The following is a 16,811-nucleotide window of genomic DNA, read 5'->3' as shown; positions in this document are numbered from 1 at the left end:
CGCGCTCTCCGCTCCCAGTCGTGTGCGGGTCCTGCGCGGCCACTCCCGCGGTGTGCGGCGGGCTGAGGGGTGGGGCTGGAGGGGGCGTCCGCCGAGGCGGGTGCGCCGGAGGAGCCTGCCGGCGCCTCGGGCGCGGTCCCGGCCTCGGAGGCACGCGCCGCGGCGAGGGAGGCGAGATCCGGTGAGGGCTCGCCCATGCGATAGACCGCGAGGAACTCGTAGGTGGCGGTGTCGCGGACGGCGTTGAACCACTTGCGGCAGCCCACGGAGTGCTGCCAGCGCTCCGCGTACAGGCCCTTGGGGTTCTCGCGGTAGAAGAGGTACTCCGCCCATTCGCGGTCGCTGAGCGCGGCGGGGTCCTCGGGGTAGGCCACGTGCGCCTGCCCGCCGTAGTGGAACTCGACCTCGTCGCGCGGCCCGCAGTGGGGGCAGTCGATGAGAAGCATGATCTGTGCCTTTCTGGGATCTGCGTGCTGCCGGGCGCGTCAGTGGGCGACGGCTGCGGCGCCGTGCTCGTCGATGAGGTGTCCCGTCTCGAACCGGTCGAGGACGAAGGGCGCGTTGAGCGGATGCGGGGAGCCGGTGGCGATGGTGTGGGCGAAGGTGAAGCCCGCCCCCGGTGTGCCCTTGAAGCCGCCCGTGCCCCAGCCGCAGTTGACGTAGAGCTCGTCGATGGGAGTGGGGGAGACGATGGGCGAGGCGTCGAAGGTCGTGTCGACGATGCCTCCCCAGGTGCGCAGGAGGTGGGCCCGGGAGAAGATGGGGAACAGCTCCACGGCCGCGGCCATCTGCTCCTCGATGACGTGGAAGCCGCCGCGCTGGCCGTATCCGTTGTAGGAGTCCACGCCGGCGCCCATGACGAGTTCGCCCTTGTGCGCCTGGGAAACGTAGACGTGCACGTGGTTGGACATGACGACGGTGGGGTGGACCGGCTCGAACAGCTCGGAGACGAGCGCCTGCAGCGGGTGCGACTGGATGGGCAGCCTGAAGCCGGCCAGCTCTGCGAGCACGGAGGAGTGGCCGGCCGCGGCGAGGCCCACCTTGCCGGCGCTGATGCGGCCGCGGCTGGTCTCCACGCCCACCACGCGGTTGCCGTCCTTGACGAAGCCGGTGACCTCGCAGTTCTGGATGATGTCCACACCCATCTCGTCGCACTTGCGGGCGAAGGCCCAGGCCACGTGGTCGTGCTTGGCGATCCCGGCCCGCGGCTGGTAGGTGGCGCCCATGACCGGGTAGCGGATGTCGTCGGAGATGTTGATGATGGGGCACACCTCCTTCACCTGCTGAGGGTCGAGGTACTCCGCGTCCACGCCGTTGAGGACGTTCGCGTTCACCCGGCGGCGGGACTCGCGGACGTCCTGCAGCGTGTGCGCCACGTTCAGCACGCCCCGCTGGGAGAAGAGGAAGTCGTACTCGAGCTCCTCCGGCAGCCCCTCCCACAGCCTGAGCGACTTCTCGTACATCCCCGCCGACTCGTCCCACAGGTAGTTCGAGCGGATGATCGTGGTGTTGCGGGCCATGTTGCCGCCGGCCAGCCAGCCGCGCTCGAGGATCGCGACATTGGTGATGCCGTGCTCCTTGGCGAGGTAGTAGGCGGTGGCGAGGCCGTGCCCTCCACCGCCCACGATGACGACGTCGTAGCTGGGCCTGGGGTCGGGGTTCCGCCACAGGAACGCCGGGTGTTCGGGCAGGAGATCGGCCACGGATGCGCTCCTTCGCGCTGGTCGGACGGTGGAAGGCAACTGATATATCAGAAGTGCATCTATAGTAGATCCGTCGGATCCGACGATGCAAGAGAGATGACGCAAGAGAGCGGAGCAGATGTGAGCCGGCTGGATGCGAGTGAGGCGGAGTCCCTGGCGGACCGTGCGTACAGGATCATCCGCGACCGGCTCATCATGCTGGACATCGCTCCCGGCGAGCCCATCTCCGAGGCGGCGCTCACGGACGAGGTGGGTGTGGGCCGGACCCCGCTGCGTGAGGCGCTCAAGCGCCTCGAGGCGGATCATCTGGTGGTCTCCTACCCCCGGCGCGGCACCTTCGCGGCCAGCGTGGACCTCACGGACCTCGCGGAGATCACCGATATCCGCGAGGCGCTGTTCCCGCTGGCGGCTCGTTCCGCGGCCGCGAGCGGCGGAGGTGCGGCCGCGGAGGCACTGGCGGAGTCGGTCGCGGAGGTGCGGTCGCTGAGCGGTCAGGAGAGCCGCCGTGCGCTCATGGAGCTCGATGCCCGCATCCACCGGCAGATCACCTCTGCGGCGGGCAGCCCGCACCTCGAGGAGATCCTCGTGCGGCTCGACGGACTCATCACCCGCCTCTGGTGCCTCATGATGGAACGCCTCCCCGTCATGCGCGACCACATCGAGGAGCACCTCCCGCTCATGCAGGCGATCCTCGACGGGGACGAGGGGGAGGCCGAGCGCCTCGCCCGTGAGCACGTGCGCCACTTCGACGCCGAGGTCCGCGCCGTTCTCTGAGCCCGCGGGGTGCGTGACTCCGTGAGCCCGCAGCTCTGCACCCCGCACTCCAACCCGGCACCCCGCACCCCAATCCGGCAAGTTACGTCTGCGTAGCGGCCGCCCTACACGGCCGCTACGCAGACGTAACCTACGGAGGAGGGGCCTTGCGCCCGGGTTGCGTGACGTCGGGCCCGGGTTGCGGACCTGTGGTGCCTCGCGCAGCGGCGGCGTGCGTGTGCCGTGCCTCAGCCGCCCTGCGGGGCGGTGAGGGACTGGATCTCCCGAGCTGCGGCACCCAGCGCGTCGAGCGCCTCCGCGAAGATCTGGTGGGAGCGCGAGCCGCGGCGCAGCACCGCGAGGATCCGGCGGGTGGGTGCCGTGTCCCCCTTCAGCGGTATCCGGACCGCGCCGGAGTCGCTGCCCAGCCGCATGAGCCGGGGGATGAAGGCCACGCCCAGTCCGTTGCTCACCAGCGATTCCTGCGAGCCCCAGTCCGAGACCTGGTGCACCACCTTGGGCGTGGCTCCGACCGAGGTGAAGGCCGTGACGAAGAGCGCGCGGTAGGGCGTGCCCGGACGGTCGGTGATCCACGGCTCCCCGGCGAGCTCCTCCAGGCTCACCGCGCTCCTCTCCGCGAGCGGGTGGGCCGCGGGCACGAGCACGTCGAGGGGGTCGTCCAGCAGGGGGACCTGCTCGATCATGCTGTCCGTGGCCTCGGGCCGGGCCTGCATGCTCACGATCACGGCGAGGTCGAGGCGCTCCGCGATGAGCAGGTCCACGCACCGCTCCGGGTCGGCCTCGATGATGTGCACGTCGAGGGACGGGTGGTCGCGGCGCAGGCGGGCGGCGACGGGGGAGAGGAGCGAGGCCGTGGCCGTGGAGAAGCCGCCGAGCCGGATGAGCGCGGGCGCGACCTCGCGGTCGGCCGCGCGGACCTGGCCGTGGACCTCCTCCCAGAGGGCGATGAGGTCGTCCGCCCGCTCCACGAGGGCGGCGCCGGCCGCGGTGAGCCGCAGTCCGCGTCCATCCTTGACGACGAGCTTCACGCCCAGCGCACGCTGGTACTCCCGCAGCTGTGCGGACACCGCGGAGGGCGAGTAGCCCAGCGCGGCGGCAGCGGCGGTGACGGTGCCGCACACGGCGAACGTGCGCAGAACGACGAGACGGTGGTCCAGCATGATTGATGCCTCTCAGTCCGCAGAGGGCCAGGGGTTGGGCGTGCAGCCGTGCAGACCCTTGGTCTGCTGCTGCATGAGGGGTGCGGGCTCGCCGGGTCCCGGGCAGCTCTCGTGCCCGTGACCCAGTGCGTGGCCCACCTCGTGATTGACAAGGTACTGCCTGTAGACGGTCAGCGAGTCGAACTCCGCCGTGGCGGACAGCCAGCGACGTGCGTTGAGCACCACGTCGTCGCCGCTGCGGCAGGAGAGCTCGCCGTGCGTGCTCAGGGGGCTGCAGAGGCGGTCGGTGGTGTCCGGGCTCGCTACGGAGATGATCGCATCCGCGCCCGAGGCCGCGCCCACCAGGGCGAACGACACGCCGTCACGGTCCTGCCAGCCCCGCTCGTCCCGCAGCGTCGCCATGATGAAGTCCGCGGTCTCCTCCAGTGGGACGGGCAGGCCGTCCTCCACGCGGACGGCCACGGCGAAGCGTCGTCCCTCGCCGGTGGGGCCGGAGTCGCGTGCGGGATCGGCGAAGGTCCAGGTTCCGCTGCCCGCCGCGGGCACATCCGTGGGCAGGGGCGAGGGGGCGGCGAGTGAGGGCGCGGCGAAATCCTCCCCTGCAGGGGCCGCCTCGGCGGAGTCCTCGCGGAGGCCTCCCACCTCCTCCGCGGCCAGCGGCGAGACGGTCCCGGAGTCCTCCTCCGGTGGCCGCGCACCCGCCGGAGCACAGCCCGTCACCACCAGTGCCGCGGCGACGGCGCTGGTGAGGGCGAAGGGGTGTGCGTGGGGCATGGGGCAAGGATCGCAGATGCGCCTGTGGTGTGCTGCGTCACATCAGGGCTAGTATCGAAGCATGGGCCAACCGCATCACACGGCTGATCGCACAGGTGCGCTGCAGTTCATCGCGGAGCAGCAGCGTCACCCGGCCACAGCCTGCGCATATCTGGGAACGGACGCCGCCAGCGTCGAGGCCGATCTCCTCGATCTCGACCAGCCGTGGGCGCAGACGCTGCGGGTGACGACGGGCGCGCAGGGGGAGATCACGGGTGCGGCCGTCATCGAATGGGATGAGGAGGTGGGCCGCTCGTGGGTCCACGGGCCCTGGCTGAGCGACGAGGTCACCTGTGAGGAGGCGCATGCCCTGCTGGGCTCGGTGATCGCGCAGTCCCCGGTCACGGCGCATGAGATGTACGCCTCCACACGGAATCAGCGGATCGCGCGCCTGGCGGAGGCGGCCGGCTGGAAGGCGGGGCCCGCCCACTTCGAGTACGTGCTCGCCGGCCCGGTGGAGGCTCCTGCGCAGGATCCCTCCCTGGTGCTGCGGCTGCCGCACGACGAGGACGAACCGCACATCGCCAGGCTCCATGAGGCGGAGTTCCCCCACGCCTACGCCACCGCCCGGCAGCTGCTGGATCCCGGTCAGCCGTACGCGGTGCTGGTCGCGCAGATGGACGGACGTGCGGCCGGCTACATCGCTGCGCAGTCCGAAGGCGATGCGCTCTACATCGATTTCCTCGCCGTGGATCCGGAGGCGCGCAGGCAGGGCGTGGGCGCTTCGCTGCTCGCAGGCATGGTGGGCCTGCTGGGCGGGGACCGTATGCGGCTGACGGTGAGCGAGGAGCAGGCCGCGGCGCGGGCCATGTACACGGCCCTGGGCTTCCGCGAAGGCGCGTCCAGCCGCGCGTTCCACTCGGCCTGAGGTTGCGCCCGCCAGGCGGGTCTGCGGTGTCCTCCTCTGCCTGCCCCATCTCTCCTCCGGGGTCGCGGCCGTCTGGCTCACGGCGGTCGTGTTCCCGCGCCGCGTGGCCCGCTGACGACAAGGTTCATATCGGTTTGGGAACGGAGCGCCGAAAGCGGGGTCCGCGCGCCCGAGGCTGCTGTACGATCCTCGCGAGTGTGCATTTCCGGCCCTCTTCCGCAGGGCATGTCCACTCGTCTCATCCACCGCATCCCGTGTGCCTTTCCCAATGAGGGGAATCCATGTCCCAGAACACCACCTCAGCCCGTCCTGCCCGTTCCAAGAAGATCCGCGCGCTGCTCGCCGGCGGTCTCGTGCTCGGCGTGGGAGCCGCCATCACCCTGGCCAACTGGAACGATTCCGAGTTCGCCCTCGGCGAGTTCGACTCGGGCTCCTTCAACCTGGAGGGGAGCACCGACGGCAGCGCCTACGGAGAGCACCCCTCCACCGCCGCCGCGCCGCTGAGCTTCAGCGTGGACGCGGCGAACCTCTCTCCCGGTGATGTGGTCTCCGCGCCGTTCGCCGTCCGTCTCGATGCGGACACCACCTACGACGCCGCTCTGCGGGTGCGGGCGGCCGGGACCCAGGGCTCTGTCTCCGGTCTCACCTATCGGCTGACCGTCCAGAGCGCCTTCGGGTGCGACGCGGCCCAGGCGGGCACGGTGCTGGTGGCCCCCGGAACCGCCCTGGGTTCGGGAGCCAGCGATGCGCCGCTCACCCTCGCGGCGGGGAGCGGTGGTGCCGCCGGCGCTCCCGTGAACGTGTGCTTCACCGTGACGGCCGGCTCCTCGCTGGAGCAGGGCCAGTCGGGGACCGCGACCTGGGAGTTCGCGGCCGAATCGGACAGCTGACACGGCTGTGGGCACCGGCAGGCATGCGGCGCGCCGCACGGGCGGCGTCGTCGGGTCCGCACTCGACCTGATGCGTGCGGCCGCTTCCGGGCGCAGGCCGTCCGGCGGCACGTCCTCCAGCGGTACGGCCTCCGGCCGCACGGAGCCCGGACGCACCGCTTCCGGACGTGCGGGCTCGGGCCCTGTGCGCGGCTCGGCAGCCGCCCGGCGGCGTCTGTTCCTGCGCGTCCGCGCGCTCCTCGCCGGCGGCCTCGTGCTGGGCGCCGGCGCGACGAGCACGCTGGCCGCCTGGACGGACGAGGCGGTGGTGAAGGGTGAGTTCGCGGCCTCGACCTTCTCCGTGCAGGCCAACGCCTCGAAGCCGTACTCCGTCTCCGGCCCGTGGACCTCCGCGGATTCCGACGTCGCGGTGCTCCGTTTCGACGCGAGCGGCCTCGCCCCCGGCTCCGTGCGGTATGCGCCGCTGGCTCTGCGCACCGGCGCTGGGTCGCTGGGAGGGAGCGCCGTCCTCGGGCCGGCGCAGGTCACCTCCTCGGGGACCGGAGAGGCGGACCTCGGCGCCGCACTGCGGTATCGGGTCGTCGTCGCGGACACCTGTGCGGAGACAGCCTTCTCCTCCGGCGCCCGCTACCTCGTGGGGGCTGCTGGAGCCTCCGGGGCCGTGCGGCTGACCACGGGCCAGGACGAGGCGACACCCTTGGCCCTCCCCGCCGCGGCGGCGAGCGCACCGGGCACTCCCGTCCGGATGTGCTTCGAGCTGACCCTGCCCGCCGGTGCGCCGAATGCGCTGCAGGGCGGGACCGCCACCGCGAACTGGCGGATCACCGCGATCTCGGAGACGCCATGAATCGCGCAGTGCATTCGGCACCTGCCACCCGTCCCCGCCGCGCGCCCCGGCGGCGGGCGCTCTCCCTGCTGCTGGGAGGCGTGCTCAACGCGGCGGCGGTGGGCGGGGCGATCTGCATCCTGCTGGTGATCCTGGCCGTGGCGATGCATATCAGCCTCATCCTGTTCCGTACGGGTTCGATGGATCCCACGATCCCCCAGGGATCGCTCGCCGTGGTGAAGGAGATCCCCGCCTCCGAGGTCTCCGTGGGTGACATCGTGACCGTGGACCGGGAGGGCCGACTGCCGGTCACCCACCGCGTCATCGGCCTCGAGGACACGGACGGCGGTGCCACGCGCCTCACCCTGCAGGGCGATGCGAACCCGGTCCCGGATCCGGCCCCCTACGACGTCACCACCGTGCGCACCGTGCTCTTCGCAGTGCCGGGGCTCGCCGCGCCGGTGGCGGCACTCGGCTCCCCGTACGTACTGGGCTCCGTCACCCTGGCGGTGAGCGCCCTGGTGGTCTGGGCGCTGTGGCCCCGCCGGCGCGACGACGGGGGCGCTGGTGCTGGTGTTGAGGCCGGGACGGGGACAGGGACCAAGCCAGACGCGCGAGAGGCCGAGGTGCCTGCTCCACGCTCGGAGGCAACGTGAGCCGGAGGCTGATCCGGGGTCGGAGCGGGATTCGACGCCGGTCCCGGAACCGGATGGAGCCTCGGGGTGGAGGGTGGAGCCGGGGCTCGGCGACGAGACCGGGTCCGGACCCGAGGCGGGGAGCGCGCCTGCGCGCACTGCTGGCGGGCCTCCTGGTGCCCGTACTGCTGTGCGCCGGTCTCGCGCTGCCGCGTCTGGCGGAGGCGACCGAGGCCGGCTGGACGAGGACTGCCGCGGTCCAGGCGGAGGCGAGTGCGCTGACGGTGCCCGCTCCGGCGCTCACCCGCGCGTGCGAGTTCCGGCCCGGACTCCTGGGCCTCGGTGCGAGGGTGCTGATCCACTGGCGACTGCCCGCCGGGTACGCGCTCTCCGATGCGGAGGTGGTGGCCTCGACGAGCGGGCTGGGGTCCGTGCTCGCGCCCCTCACCGGGTTCAGCCTCTCCGGGAGCACCGCCCAGAACTCCGACGGCACCCTGACGACCACGGTTCCCACGAATCTGCTGGGCGGACTGCTCGGACTGGGCAGCGAGCTCGAGATCGCGGTCAGGGTGAAGGGGCCGGGAGGCTGGACCTCGCAGCGTGCGTCGGTGGCGACGAATGCGGGCCTGCTCGCAGGGATCGGCGGCAGCTGCCGCAATCTCTCCTGAGCGGCCTCTTCCCGGAAGCCCTCCGGATCCGAACTAGCGGCGCAGGCGGTAGGACGCCTCGGAGGTCAGCTGCCGCAGGCGGGCTGCGAGCTGGGTGTTCTCCTCGGAGAGCGCGGCGTTCTCCGCCGTGAGCTCGGAGATCCTGTCGGTCTGCTCCTGCTGATGCGACTCCTGCCGGTCCTGCGCCTGCCGGCCAGCGTCCTGCTCTGCGGAGACCCGCGCCTCCGCCTGCGAGAGGCGCTCCTGCAGCTCGTCGTTCCGCGCGCGGAGCTCCGCGGCCTCGGCGCGCAGCTCCTCCGCCACGCCAGCGGCCGCGGCGTTCTCCGTGCGAAGGGCTTCGTTCGAGACGGAGAGCTCGGTGAGCATGGCGTTGAGCTCCATGACCTTCGTCTTCAGCTCAACCACCCGGTCGTCCAGCCCCCGCGTGTCACCGGCGACCGGGGCGTCGAGGCCGTCGGCAGCCGGTGCCTCGGTCCGCGGTGCGTTCGCCTCCTCCGGGTGAGCGGGAGCGCCGGGGGCCTCCTCCGCGGTCTCGGCCTCGGCGGCGGCCTCCGCTTCCGCGACGGCCTCCGCGATGGAGGGCCCGACCGGCTCTTCCACCGGCACTCCGGCCTCGCGCGCGGCCTCCGCCGTGAGGAAACCGGCGGCGACCAGATCGCCCACCGGTATCTGCCACGCGCCGCCCGGGCCCTTGGCGGCGTGCGGGAAGTCTCCGCGGTCCAGGCTGCGCCTGATCGCGGGACGGGGCGTCTCGCATCTCCGCGCGGCTTCCGTCAGTGTCCAGGTGGTCTCCGCCATTGGCATGTCTTCCTCGGTGGTCCGGCTGATGCCCTCCCCATCCTAGGGTTCCCGGCCTGGGAGACGCCGGGGCGTCCGCCCGAGCCTGCCCGCCGCCCTGCCCGCGTCACCGTCCGCCGCACGGCCTGCCACACCGCCCGGCCCCGCTCCCTCCGGCGCCGTCGCCCGTCTGCCACCCTCCCCGCAATCGGTGACTCACCTCACGGAAGAAGTGCGCCTCCGCTGTGGAATAACCCTCGCACCCTGAGAGTTGAGTCAGGTGTACGCAAGATTGGTGAGGCTCCGGTTGACACACCGGAAGCCCCGCACAAGACTTGCACCGGACATTGAGCCGACGAGGCTCAGGCAGAGACGAACAGGAGAGTGACAAGCATGGCTCGTGCAGTCGGCATCGACCTCGGCACCACCAACTCGGTCGTGGCAGTCCTGGAGGGCGGCGACCCCAAGGTCATCGCGAACGCGGAGGGTGCTCGCACCACCCCGTCCGTGGTCGCGGTGAACAAGAACGGCGACTCCCTCGTGGGTGACATCGCCAAGCGTCAGGCCGTCACGAACGTGAAGAACACGGTCGCCTCGGTCAAGCGCCACATGGGCACGGACTGGAAGACGGAGCTGGGCGGCAAGACCCTCTCCGCTCCGGAGATCTCCGCCCGCATCCTGCAGAAGCTCAAGCACGACGCGGAGGAGTACCTGAACGAGGAGGTCACGGACGCCGTCATCACCGTCCCGGCCTACTTCAACGACGCGGAGCGCCAGGCCACCAAGGACGCCGGTGAGATCGCGGGCCTCAACGTCCTGCGCATCATCAACGAGCCCACGGCCGCGGCGCTGGCCTACGGCCTGGAGCGCGGCAAGGAGGATGAGCTCATCCTGGTCTTCGACCTCGGCGGTGGCACGTTCGACGTGTCCCTGCTGGAGGTCGGCAAGGACGAGGACGACTTCTCCACCATCCAGGTCCGCGCCACCAGCGGCGACAACAAGCTGGGTGGCGACGACTGGGATCAGCGCATCGTCGACTACCTCATCAAGCAGGTGAAGGACAAGGACGGCGTGGACCTCTCCAAGGACGCCACGGCGCTGCAGCGTCTCAAGGACGCGGCCGAGCAGGCGAAGAAGGAGCTCTCCTCCGCCTCCAGCACCAACATCTCGCTGCAGTACCTCTCCATGAGCCAGGACGGGCCCATCCACCTGGACGAGTCGCTCACCCGCGCCAAGTTCGAGGATCTCACCAAGGACCTCCTCGAGCGGACCAAGAAGCCCTTCGAGGCCGTCATCCGCGACGCCGGCGTGAAGCTCTCGGACATCGACCACGTCGTGCTGGTGGGCGGTTCCACCCGTATGCCGGCCGTTTCGGAGATCGTCACCAAGCTCACCGGCGGCAAGGAGCCCAACAAGGGCGTCAACCCGGATGAGGTCGTGGCGATCGGTGCCGCCGTCCAGGCCGGCGTGCTGAAGGGCGAGCGCAAGGACGTCCTCCTCATCGACGTGACCCCGCTGTCGCTGGGTCTGGAGACCAAGTGCGGCGTGATGACCAAGCTCATCGAGCGCAACACCCCGATCCCCACCAAGCGCAGCGAGACCTTCACGACGGCGGAGGACAACCAGCCCTCCGTGTCCATCCAGGTCTTCCAGGGCGAGCGCGAGTTCACCCGCGACAACAAGGCGCTGGGCACCTTCGAGCTCACGGGCATCGCCCCGGCTCCCCGCGGCGTCCCGCAGATCGAGGTCTCCTTCGACATCGACGCGAACGGCATCGTGCACGTGTCCGCCACGGACAAGGGCACCGGCAAGGAGCAGTCGATGACCATCACGGGCGGTTCCGCACTGCCCAAGGAGGACATCGAGCGCATGGTCCGCGAGGCCGAGGAGCACGCCGAGGAGGACAAGAAGCGGCGCGAGGCGCAGGACGTCCGCAACAACGCGGAGACCCTGGCCTACTCCACGGAGAAGCTCCTCAACGAGAACGAGGACAAGCTCCCGGAGGACGTGAAGTCGGAGATCACGGCTGACGTCGAGAAGGTCAAGGAGGCGCTGAAGGGCGAGGACGACGACGCCGTGAAGTCCGCCTACGATGCGCTGGTCGCCAACCAGCAGAAGATCGGCGAGGCCATCTACGCACAGGGCGGCGACGCCGGTGCCGAGGGTGCCCCGGCTGACGATTCCGCGTCCGCCGAGGACGAGGTCATCGACGCCGAGGTCGTGGACGAGGACGAGGAGAAGAAGTGAGCGAGAACGAGGGAACCCAGGACGGCGGCCCGGGCTTCTCGTTCAGCGACAAGCGTCGGATCGACCCGGAGACGGGCGAGGTCCGGCCGCAGGAGGGCGCAGCGCAGGACGCGGACGAGGCACCCGCCGCATCGGAGGCAGCCGCCTCCGGCGCGGAGGGCGCTCAGCCCGAGCAGAGCCCGGCCGGTGCCGACGCCTCCGACCTGGGCGTCGAGATCCCGGACGACGCCTCGGAGCTGGATGGTGAGCCCGCTGCCGGCACCGGCGAGGAGCTGACCGGCGACGCCAAGCGCGCCGCGGAGGCGCTCGAGGATCTGCAGCGCCTCAACGCGGAGTACGCCGCGTACCGCATGCGTGCGGGCCGCGACCAGGAGCGCGCCCGGGAGGCGGGAGTCGTCTCCGTCGCGGAAGCGCTCATCCCGGTCCTCGACGAGGTGCGGCTGGCGCGGGAGAACGGCGACGTCACCGGACCCTTCGAGGTCCACGTGACCAAGCTCTTCGAGGCGCTGGAGAAGCTGGGCGTCGAACAGTTCGGTGAGGTGGGGGAGGAGTTCGATCCTGCCCACCACGAGGCGCTCATGCAGCAGCCCAGCGAGGAGGTGGACGGACCCACCGTATTCATGGTGATGCAGCCCGGCTACCGGCTGGGTGAGCGAGTGATCCGGGCCGCCCGCGTGGGCGTCCAGCAGCCGGCTGACTGAAGGATTCGGCCACTGACCCGGGCCGGTGCACACCGGCCCGGGTCGTCCATACCGGAGGCGGGTGAGCGGAAGCTCGGCCGCTGCGGGACGGCACACCCGCCGCCCCACGGTGACAAGCATTGACGAAAGGAGGTGCCAGATGAATCAGGGACCTCAGAACGACTGGTTCGAGAAGGACTTCTACAAGGTTCTCGGCGTCTCCTCGGATGCGTCGGACGCGGACATCAAGAAGGCGTACCGGAAGCTCGCCCGCAAGTACCACCCTGACCAGAACCCCGGCGACGAGAAGGCCGAGGCGAAGTTCAAGGAGGTGGGCCAGGCCCACCAGGTGCTCGCGGACCCGGAATCCCGCGAGCAGTACGACCAGGTGCGTCAGATGGGCCGCGGCGCCCGGTTCACCGCAGGCAGCGGGGGCCAGGGCGGCGGAGGATTCGAGGACATCTTCTCCGGCCTCTTCAACCAGGGCGGTGCGCGGGGCACGCGCTACCGCACCACCGGTGCGGGCGGCGACGTCCCGCCGGACCTGGCGGACCTGCTGGGCGGATTCGGCTCCGGCGGCGGGTTCGGAGGCGGATTCGGGGGTTCGCCCTACGGCGGGCACACGCAGGCGCCGATGAAGGGCGGCGACTACAGGGCGTCGACCACACTGAGCTTCACCGAGGCCGCGCAGGGCGCGTCCGTGAAGCTGAACATGCCGGGCGGCAAGCCGCTCACGGTGCGCACCCCGGTGGGCGTGAAGGACGAGCAGAAGGTCCGCATCAAGGGGAAGGGCAAGCCCGGGCCCGGCGGCGGCGAGCCGGGCGACCTCATCCTCACCGTCAAGGTCGAGCCGCACCCGGTCTTCACCCGGGACGGGGACAACCTGCGCATCGAGCTCCCGGTGAGCTTCGACGAAGCCGTGCTGGGCGCGGAGGTGGACGTTCCCACCCTGGGCGGGGCGCCGGTGCGGGTGAAGATCCCCGCGGGCACGCCGTCCGGCCGTGTGCTGCGCGTGCGGGGCAAGGGCATCGAGGGGAAGAAGACCCGCGGTGACCTGCTGGTCACGGTGGAGATCTCCGTGCCCAAGGACCTCTCCGAGGACGCCCTGTCCGCCGTGAGGGCCTACCGTGAGGCCACCGCGGAGTTCGATCCGCGGGCCGGACTGACGGAGCGAGCGAGAAGGGCGTGATCGGTCATGCGCATCTCTTCGAACGCAGCCGTGTACGTCATCTCCGTGGCAGCGGAGCTGGCGGGGATGCATCCGCAGACCCTGCGGCAGTACGACCGGCTGGGACTGGTCACGCCGGAGCGCACGGCCGGCCGCGGCAGGCGGTACTCCGCTGAGGACATCGCCAAGCTCCAGCAGGTGCAGCGGCTGAGCCAGGACGAGGGGATCAACCTCGCGGGCATCCGGCGCATCCTCGAGCTGCAGGACGAGCTCGAGGAGACCCGGGCGGAGGTCCGGCGGCTGCGGGAGCGGGCGGACTCCTCTGCGGAGGCGGGCGCTGCGAGCGGCCGGGTGTTCGCCGCCGGGCGGGGAGGAGACGTGTTCTCGATCCTCCGCGGCGAGCGGCCGCGCCGGCGCCGGACGGGTTCGGACCTCGTCATCTACCGGGGCCCGCGCCGCTGACGAGTCCGCCGGTGGGCCGGCGCAGCAGCCTCACGCAGAAGCGGCGGCGTACGGAATGCATATGGCATTCCGTACGCCGCCGCTTTCGCATGCGTGCGCGCCACCTGTGCGTGCAGGGGTGAGCACGTGCCCGAGGCTCGGCACGGGCGGCCCAGTCTCGAAGCGTCAGTCCCCTCGGCTCACCTGCAGGCGCTGCAGAGTCGGGTGTCTCAGAGCTGGGTGCTTCACGGTCCGGTGTCTCACAACCAGGCGGGCGGGGTAGGGAGGTCGCGGGGAGTGCCGGCTCCGTCCACGCCCTTGTCCGTGCGTTCGGCGGTGGAGCGGGGCCAGCCGCGGCCCATGAGGTAGGAGAGCACCTCGGCGGCCTCACCGCTCACCTCCACCGGTGCCTCGGATGCCTCCGGGGAGGCGGCGTCTGCCGGGGAGCCCCCGTCTGAGGAGCTGGCAGCAGGGGAGCCCGCGCCCGAGGCCCCGGCCGGGTTCTCCTCGCCGGTGCGGATCACGAGGTCGCCGTCCCGGTCCGTGAGCGTGAGGACGTAGTGCGTGCGCAGGCCCTTCTTCTCCCAGATGGGTGCGATGTCGCCCAGCAGGCGGTCCACGACTGCGGCAGGGAAGTCCAGCGTCGTCGCACCGATCCCCAGGTCGAGCGCATGGACGAACACCTCACGCGCCCGCAGCCAGGGGATCTCGGCGGCGCGGATGTCGTCCCCGCGCCCGGAGACGACGGTCGCGGACCAGGCCGCGTCGTCCATGCGCGCGAAGTCCCCCTCGAGCTCGGCCACTACCTCGTGCGCGATGGCGATGGCGGCCTCGCCGCTCGTGTGCGCCGCGGACTCCTCGATCTGCGCGTCCCGCTCCGCCCGGGACGGGTACATGGGGTTCTCCGTCCCGGTCCGCGCCCACTCGAGCAGGCGCATGAAGCCCTCCGCGTTGTGGACGATGTGCATCGCCACGTGGACCCGCGACCAGCCGGGCAGGATCGAGGGCTGGGCCATGCCCGCGGGGGAGATCTGGTCGAGCGTCTTGAGGTAGAAGCGCTCTCCCAGGGTGCAGAGGTCGAGGTCTGCGCGGAGCTTCTCCGCGTCGAACGGCGGCGGGGCGTCGAGTGTCATGGTCCCACTCTATGCATTCGGGAAGCGGGAGGGCACCGCCTGCGGACGGTCAGACCAGCCCCACCCACTTCCAGTACGTGGCGGAGAACAGCAGCACCAGCAGGTAGCCGAGCACCGTGAGCGGGATGCCGGTCTTGAGGAACTGCTTGGCGGTGAAGGCCCCGGTCCCGTAGGCGAGCATGTTCTGCGGGGCGGAGATGGGCAGCAGGAAGCCGAAGCTGATGACGAACTGCTGGATGACGACGAATCCGAACCCGCCGTCGGCGGCGCCGGGCAGCGTCGCCGCGAAGGCGATGAACACCGGGATGAGCGCCGAGGCCAGGGCGGTCGCGGAGGCGAACCCCAGGTGGATGAGGATCGTGAAGACGGACATGAGCGCGATGGTCGCCAGGAGCGGCATGCTGCTCAGCCCCAGGGAGCCGAAGACGAGGTTGGACAGCCACGCGGCGGCGCCGGTGCTGAGCAGCAGCGAGCCCAGCGAGATGCCGGCCGCGAAGACGATGAGCGTCCCCCAGTTCACCAGGGACTCCACGGTCTTCCAGGAGAAGACTCCCACGCGGGGGAGGAGCATGAAGCCGATCGCGACGAGGGTGATGGTCGAGGAGTCGACGGGGTGGAGGACGCCTTCGGTGGCCCAGGCCAGCAGGAGGACGACTGCCACGGCGATGAGCCGCTTCTCCTTGGCGGTGACCGGCCCCAGTTCCGCGAGCTGGGCGGCGACCGCGGCACGGCCGCCCTCGATCCGCTCCGTCTCCGGCCTGATCGCCCAGCGCATGATGAAGAAGAGCGCGACGGACATGACGACGGACCACGGCGCGGCCCACAGGAACCACTGGCCCCAGGGGATGTCGATGCCCATCTCGGATTCGATGAAGCCCACGGCGACGAGGTTCTGCGCGGCGGCCGTCTTGATGCCCACGTTCCAGATGGAGACCGCCTGTGCCGCGGTGATGATGAGGAGCGCGCCCAGCCGCGAGTTCACGGACAGGCCGAAGGCGGCGACCATGCCCAGCAGGATGGGCACCACGGCTCCGGCCCGTGCGGTGGCGGACGGGACGAAGAAGGCGAGGATGATCGAGATGACGATCGCGCCGATCACGATGTTCGACGTCTTCTCCCCGGCGAAGCGCAGCACCAGGAGCGCGAGACGCTTGTGCAGACCGGTGGCCTGCATCGCCGCCGCGAGGGCGAGGGCCGCGGCGACGAGGGCGACGGCGCTGGAGGAGAACCCTCCCAGAGCCCGGCCGAGAGCCGCCGAGGTGCCCATGGGCTCCGTGGGATCCTCGATGCCCGGGCCGAACCCCAGGAACAGCGCGGTGAGGCCGATGATCATCACGGCGCTCACGGAGTAGGACACGGCCTCCGTGATCCACATGACGACGGCGAAGGCGAGGATCGCCAGAGCGGTGCGGCCGGGAGCGGTGAGGCCGCCCTCCGCAGCGGGATCGACGGGGATGAGGAACACGAGGCCGAACGCGGCGAAGGCCGCGAGGAACCAGAGCGGTTTGAGGTTGAGATGCGCGAGGAAGCCGAGGGGGCCGCTGGGCCTGGCCTGTTCCTGCTGCGCGGTCTCGACGACCGCCCTCTCGCTGCGCGCCTCCGCGGACAGCTGTGCGCGCTTCGCCGCACGCGCACGGAGCCTGGACACGCCTGTCCGGACGCTGCTCGGCCTCTGCGGGGCGGTCTGCGTGTCCTTCTCAGGGGATGATCCGGACGGCACTGTCATGCTTCCTCCTCGGACGGGTGCATCGTGAGCGCGATGCACCTCGAGCCTAGGGAGGAGGGGCCTGAGACCGCTGGGTGAGATGAGTGCCGAGCGCGGGGGTCTCGGGCGGGACCCGGCGTCTCACCACCTGTCTCAGCATGGACGCCGCGGTGCCCCCGTGCTGCCGGGAGTGGGGCCGGTGCGGCGCGCAGACACGACCGTGGGGTGCCCTTCCGGAGAAGGACACCCCACGTGTCAGGAGGCGGAGTGCAGGCGCGAGGCCGTATGCTCCACAGCGCTGTGCGTCCGCCATCCCCGCCGGG

16 protein-coding genes and 1 pseudogene are annotated in these 16,811 nt (G+C 71.0%); 10 read left to right on the top strand and 7 right to left on the bottom strand.

All coding sequences use genetic code 11. The features are described from left to right. Positions 1–173: 173 nt before the first annotated feature. Both Q0A33_RS16160 and Q0A33_RS16155 read right to left on the bottom strand, forming a co-directional pair. A pseudogene (locus Q0A33_RS16160) lies at positions 174–446 on the bottom strand (sarcosine oxidase subunit delta); the annotation flags it as partial. A 39-nt stretch (positions 447–485) separates the two neighbouring features. Further along, a complete protein-coding gene (locus Q0A33_RS16155; RefSeq protein ID WP_291799280.1) occupies positions 486–1,703 on the bottom strand; it encodes a sarcosine oxidase subunit beta family protein in 1,218 nt (405 codons plus the stop codon). Positions 1,704–1,823: 120 nt separating this feature from the next. Here Q0A33_RS16155 and Q0A33_RS16150 point away from each other — a divergent pair, with 120 nt between their 5' ends. Continuing rightward, entirely contained in the window at positions 1,824–2,477 is a 654-nt protein-coding gene (locus Q0A33_RS16150; protein WP_291799277.1) for a GntR family transcriptional regulator, read from the top strand. A 227-nt stretch (positions 2,478–2,704) separates the two neighbouring features. Here the strand turns inward: Q0A33_RS16150 and Q0A33_RS16145 are convergent, their stop codons facing one another. After that, entirely contained in the window at positions 2,705–3,637 is a 933-nt protein-coding gene (locus Q0A33_RS16145) for a LysR family transcriptional regulator (RefSeq protein WP_291799274.1), read from the bottom strand. A 12-nt stretch (positions 3,638–3,649) separates the two neighbouring features. Further along, a complete protein-coding gene (locus tag Q0A33_RS16140) occupies positions 3,650–4,411 on the bottom strand; it encodes a DUF3152 domain-containing protein (RefSeq protein WP_291799271.1) in 762 nt (253 codons plus the stop codon). Positions 4,412–4,472: 61 nt separating this feature from the next. Here Q0A33_RS16140 and Q0A33_RS16135 point away from each other — a divergent pair, with 61 nt between their 5' ends. The 5 genes from Q0A33_RS16135 (at position 4,473) to Q0A33_RS16115 (ending at position 8,337) form a co-directional block, all read left to right on the top strand. Beyond that, entirely contained in the window at positions 4,473–5,318 is an 846-nt protein-coding gene (locus Q0A33_RS16135; protein WP_291799268.1) for a GNAT family N-acetyltransferase, read from the top strand. A gap of 281 nt (positions 5,319–5,599) precedes the next feature. Then, positions 5,600–6,208, top strand: coding sequence for a SipW-dependent-type signal peptide-containing protein (locus tag Q0A33_RS16130; protein ID WP_291799265.1), 609 nt, complete (start codon positions 5,600–5,602; stop codon positions 6,206–6,208). A 70-nt stretch (positions 6,209–6,278) separates the two neighbouring features. Further along, positions 6,279–7,055 (top strand): SipW-dependent-type signal peptide-containing protein, encoded by a 777-nt coding sequence (locus Q0A33_RS16125; protein ID WP_291799263.1) that lies wholly within the window; start codon positions 6,279–6,281, stop codon positions 7,053–7,055. Continuing rightward, positions 7,052–7,690 (top strand): signal peptidase I, encoded by a 639-nt coding sequence (locus tag Q0A33_RS16120; RefSeq protein WP_291799260.1) that lies wholly within the window; start codon positions 7,052–7,054, stop codon positions 7,688–7,690. The genes Q0A33_RS16125 and Q0A33_RS16120 overlap by 4 nt, the downstream gene beginning before the upstream one ends. A gap of 155 nt (positions 7,691–7,845) precedes the next feature. Then, positions 7,846–8,337 carry a hypothetical protein gene (locus Q0A33_RS16115; RefSeq protein ID WP_291799257.1) on the top strand — a complete coding sequence of 164 codons (492 nt, stop codon included), beginning with the start codon at positions 7,846–7,848 and terminating at the stop codon, positions 8,335–8,337. Between the two features lie 33 nt (positions 8,338–8,370). On the opposite strand, the gene Q0A33_RS16110 is transcribed toward Q0A33_RS16115, so the two are convergent. Continuing rightward, on the bottom strand, positions 8,371–9,135 hold the full coding sequence (locus tag Q0A33_RS16110; protein ID WP_291799254.1) for a hypothetical protein: 765 nt from the start codon (positions 9,133–9,135) through the stop codon (positions 8,371–8,373). A gap of 372 nt (positions 9,136–9,507) precedes the next feature. On the opposite strand from Q0A33_RS16110, the gene dnaK reads away from it, so the two are divergent. The 4 genes from dnaK to Q0A33_RS16090 all read left to right on the top strand — a co-directional run bounded on the left by dnaK (position 9,508) and on the right by Q0A33_RS16090 (position 13,671). Then, the gene (gene dnaK / locus Q0A33_RS16105; protein WP_291799251.1) at positions 9,508–11,361 is read left to right on the top strand and encodes a molecular chaperone DnaK; all 1,854 of its coding nucleotides are present in this window, start codon (positions 9,508–9,510) and stop codon (positions 11,359–11,361) included. Next, positions 11,358–12,062 carry a nucleotide exchange factor GrpE gene (gene grpE, locus Q0A33_RS16100; protein ID WP_291799248.1) on the top strand — a complete coding sequence of 235 codons (705 nt, stop codon included), beginning with the start codon at positions 11,358–11,360 and terminating at the stop codon, positions 12,060–12,062. The genes dnaK and grpE overlap by 4 nt, the downstream gene beginning before the upstream one ends. Before the next feature lie 139 nt (positions 12,063–12,201). After that, positions 12,202–13,230 (top strand): DnaJ C-terminal domain-containing protein, encoded by a 1,029-nt coding sequence (locus Q0A33_RS16095; RefSeq protein ID WP_291799245.1) that lies wholly within the window; start codon positions 12,202–12,204, stop codon positions 13,228–13,230. A 6-nt stretch (positions 13,231–13,236) separates the two neighbouring features. After that, positions 13,237–13,671 carry a helix-turn-helix transcriptional regulator gene (locus Q0A33_RS16090; protein WP_291799242.1) on the top strand — a complete coding sequence of 145 codons (435 nt, stop codon included), beginning with the start codon at positions 13,237–13,239 and terminating at the stop codon, positions 13,669–13,671. 239 nt (positions 13,672–13,910) lie between these two features. On the opposite strand, the gene Q0A33_RS16085 is transcribed toward Q0A33_RS16090, so the two are convergent. Both Q0A33_RS16085 and Q0A33_RS16080 read right to left on the bottom strand, forming a co-directional pair. Further along, entirely contained in the window at positions 13,911–14,783 is an 873-nt protein-coding gene (locus Q0A33_RS16085) for a maleylpyruvate isomerase N-terminal domain-containing protein (protein ID WP_291799239.1), read from the bottom strand. A gap of 49 nt (positions 14,784–14,832) precedes the next feature. Next, positions 14,833–16,509 (bottom strand): DASS family sodium-coupled anion symporter, encoded by a 1,677-nt coding sequence (locus Q0A33_RS16080; RefSeq protein ID WP_291799236.1) that lies wholly within the window; start codon positions 16,507–16,509, stop codon positions 14,833–14,835. Positions 16,510–16,811 lie beyond the last annotated feature (302 nt).

Source organism: Brevibacterium sp., assembly GCF_022712115.1.
Lineage (GTDB): Bacteria > Actinomycetota > Actinomycetes > Actinomycetales > Brevibacteriaceae > Brevibacterium > Brevibacterium salitolerans.
Note: the sequence above shows the minus strand (reverse complement) of the source record. Positions and strands in the feature narration are given on the sequence as shown.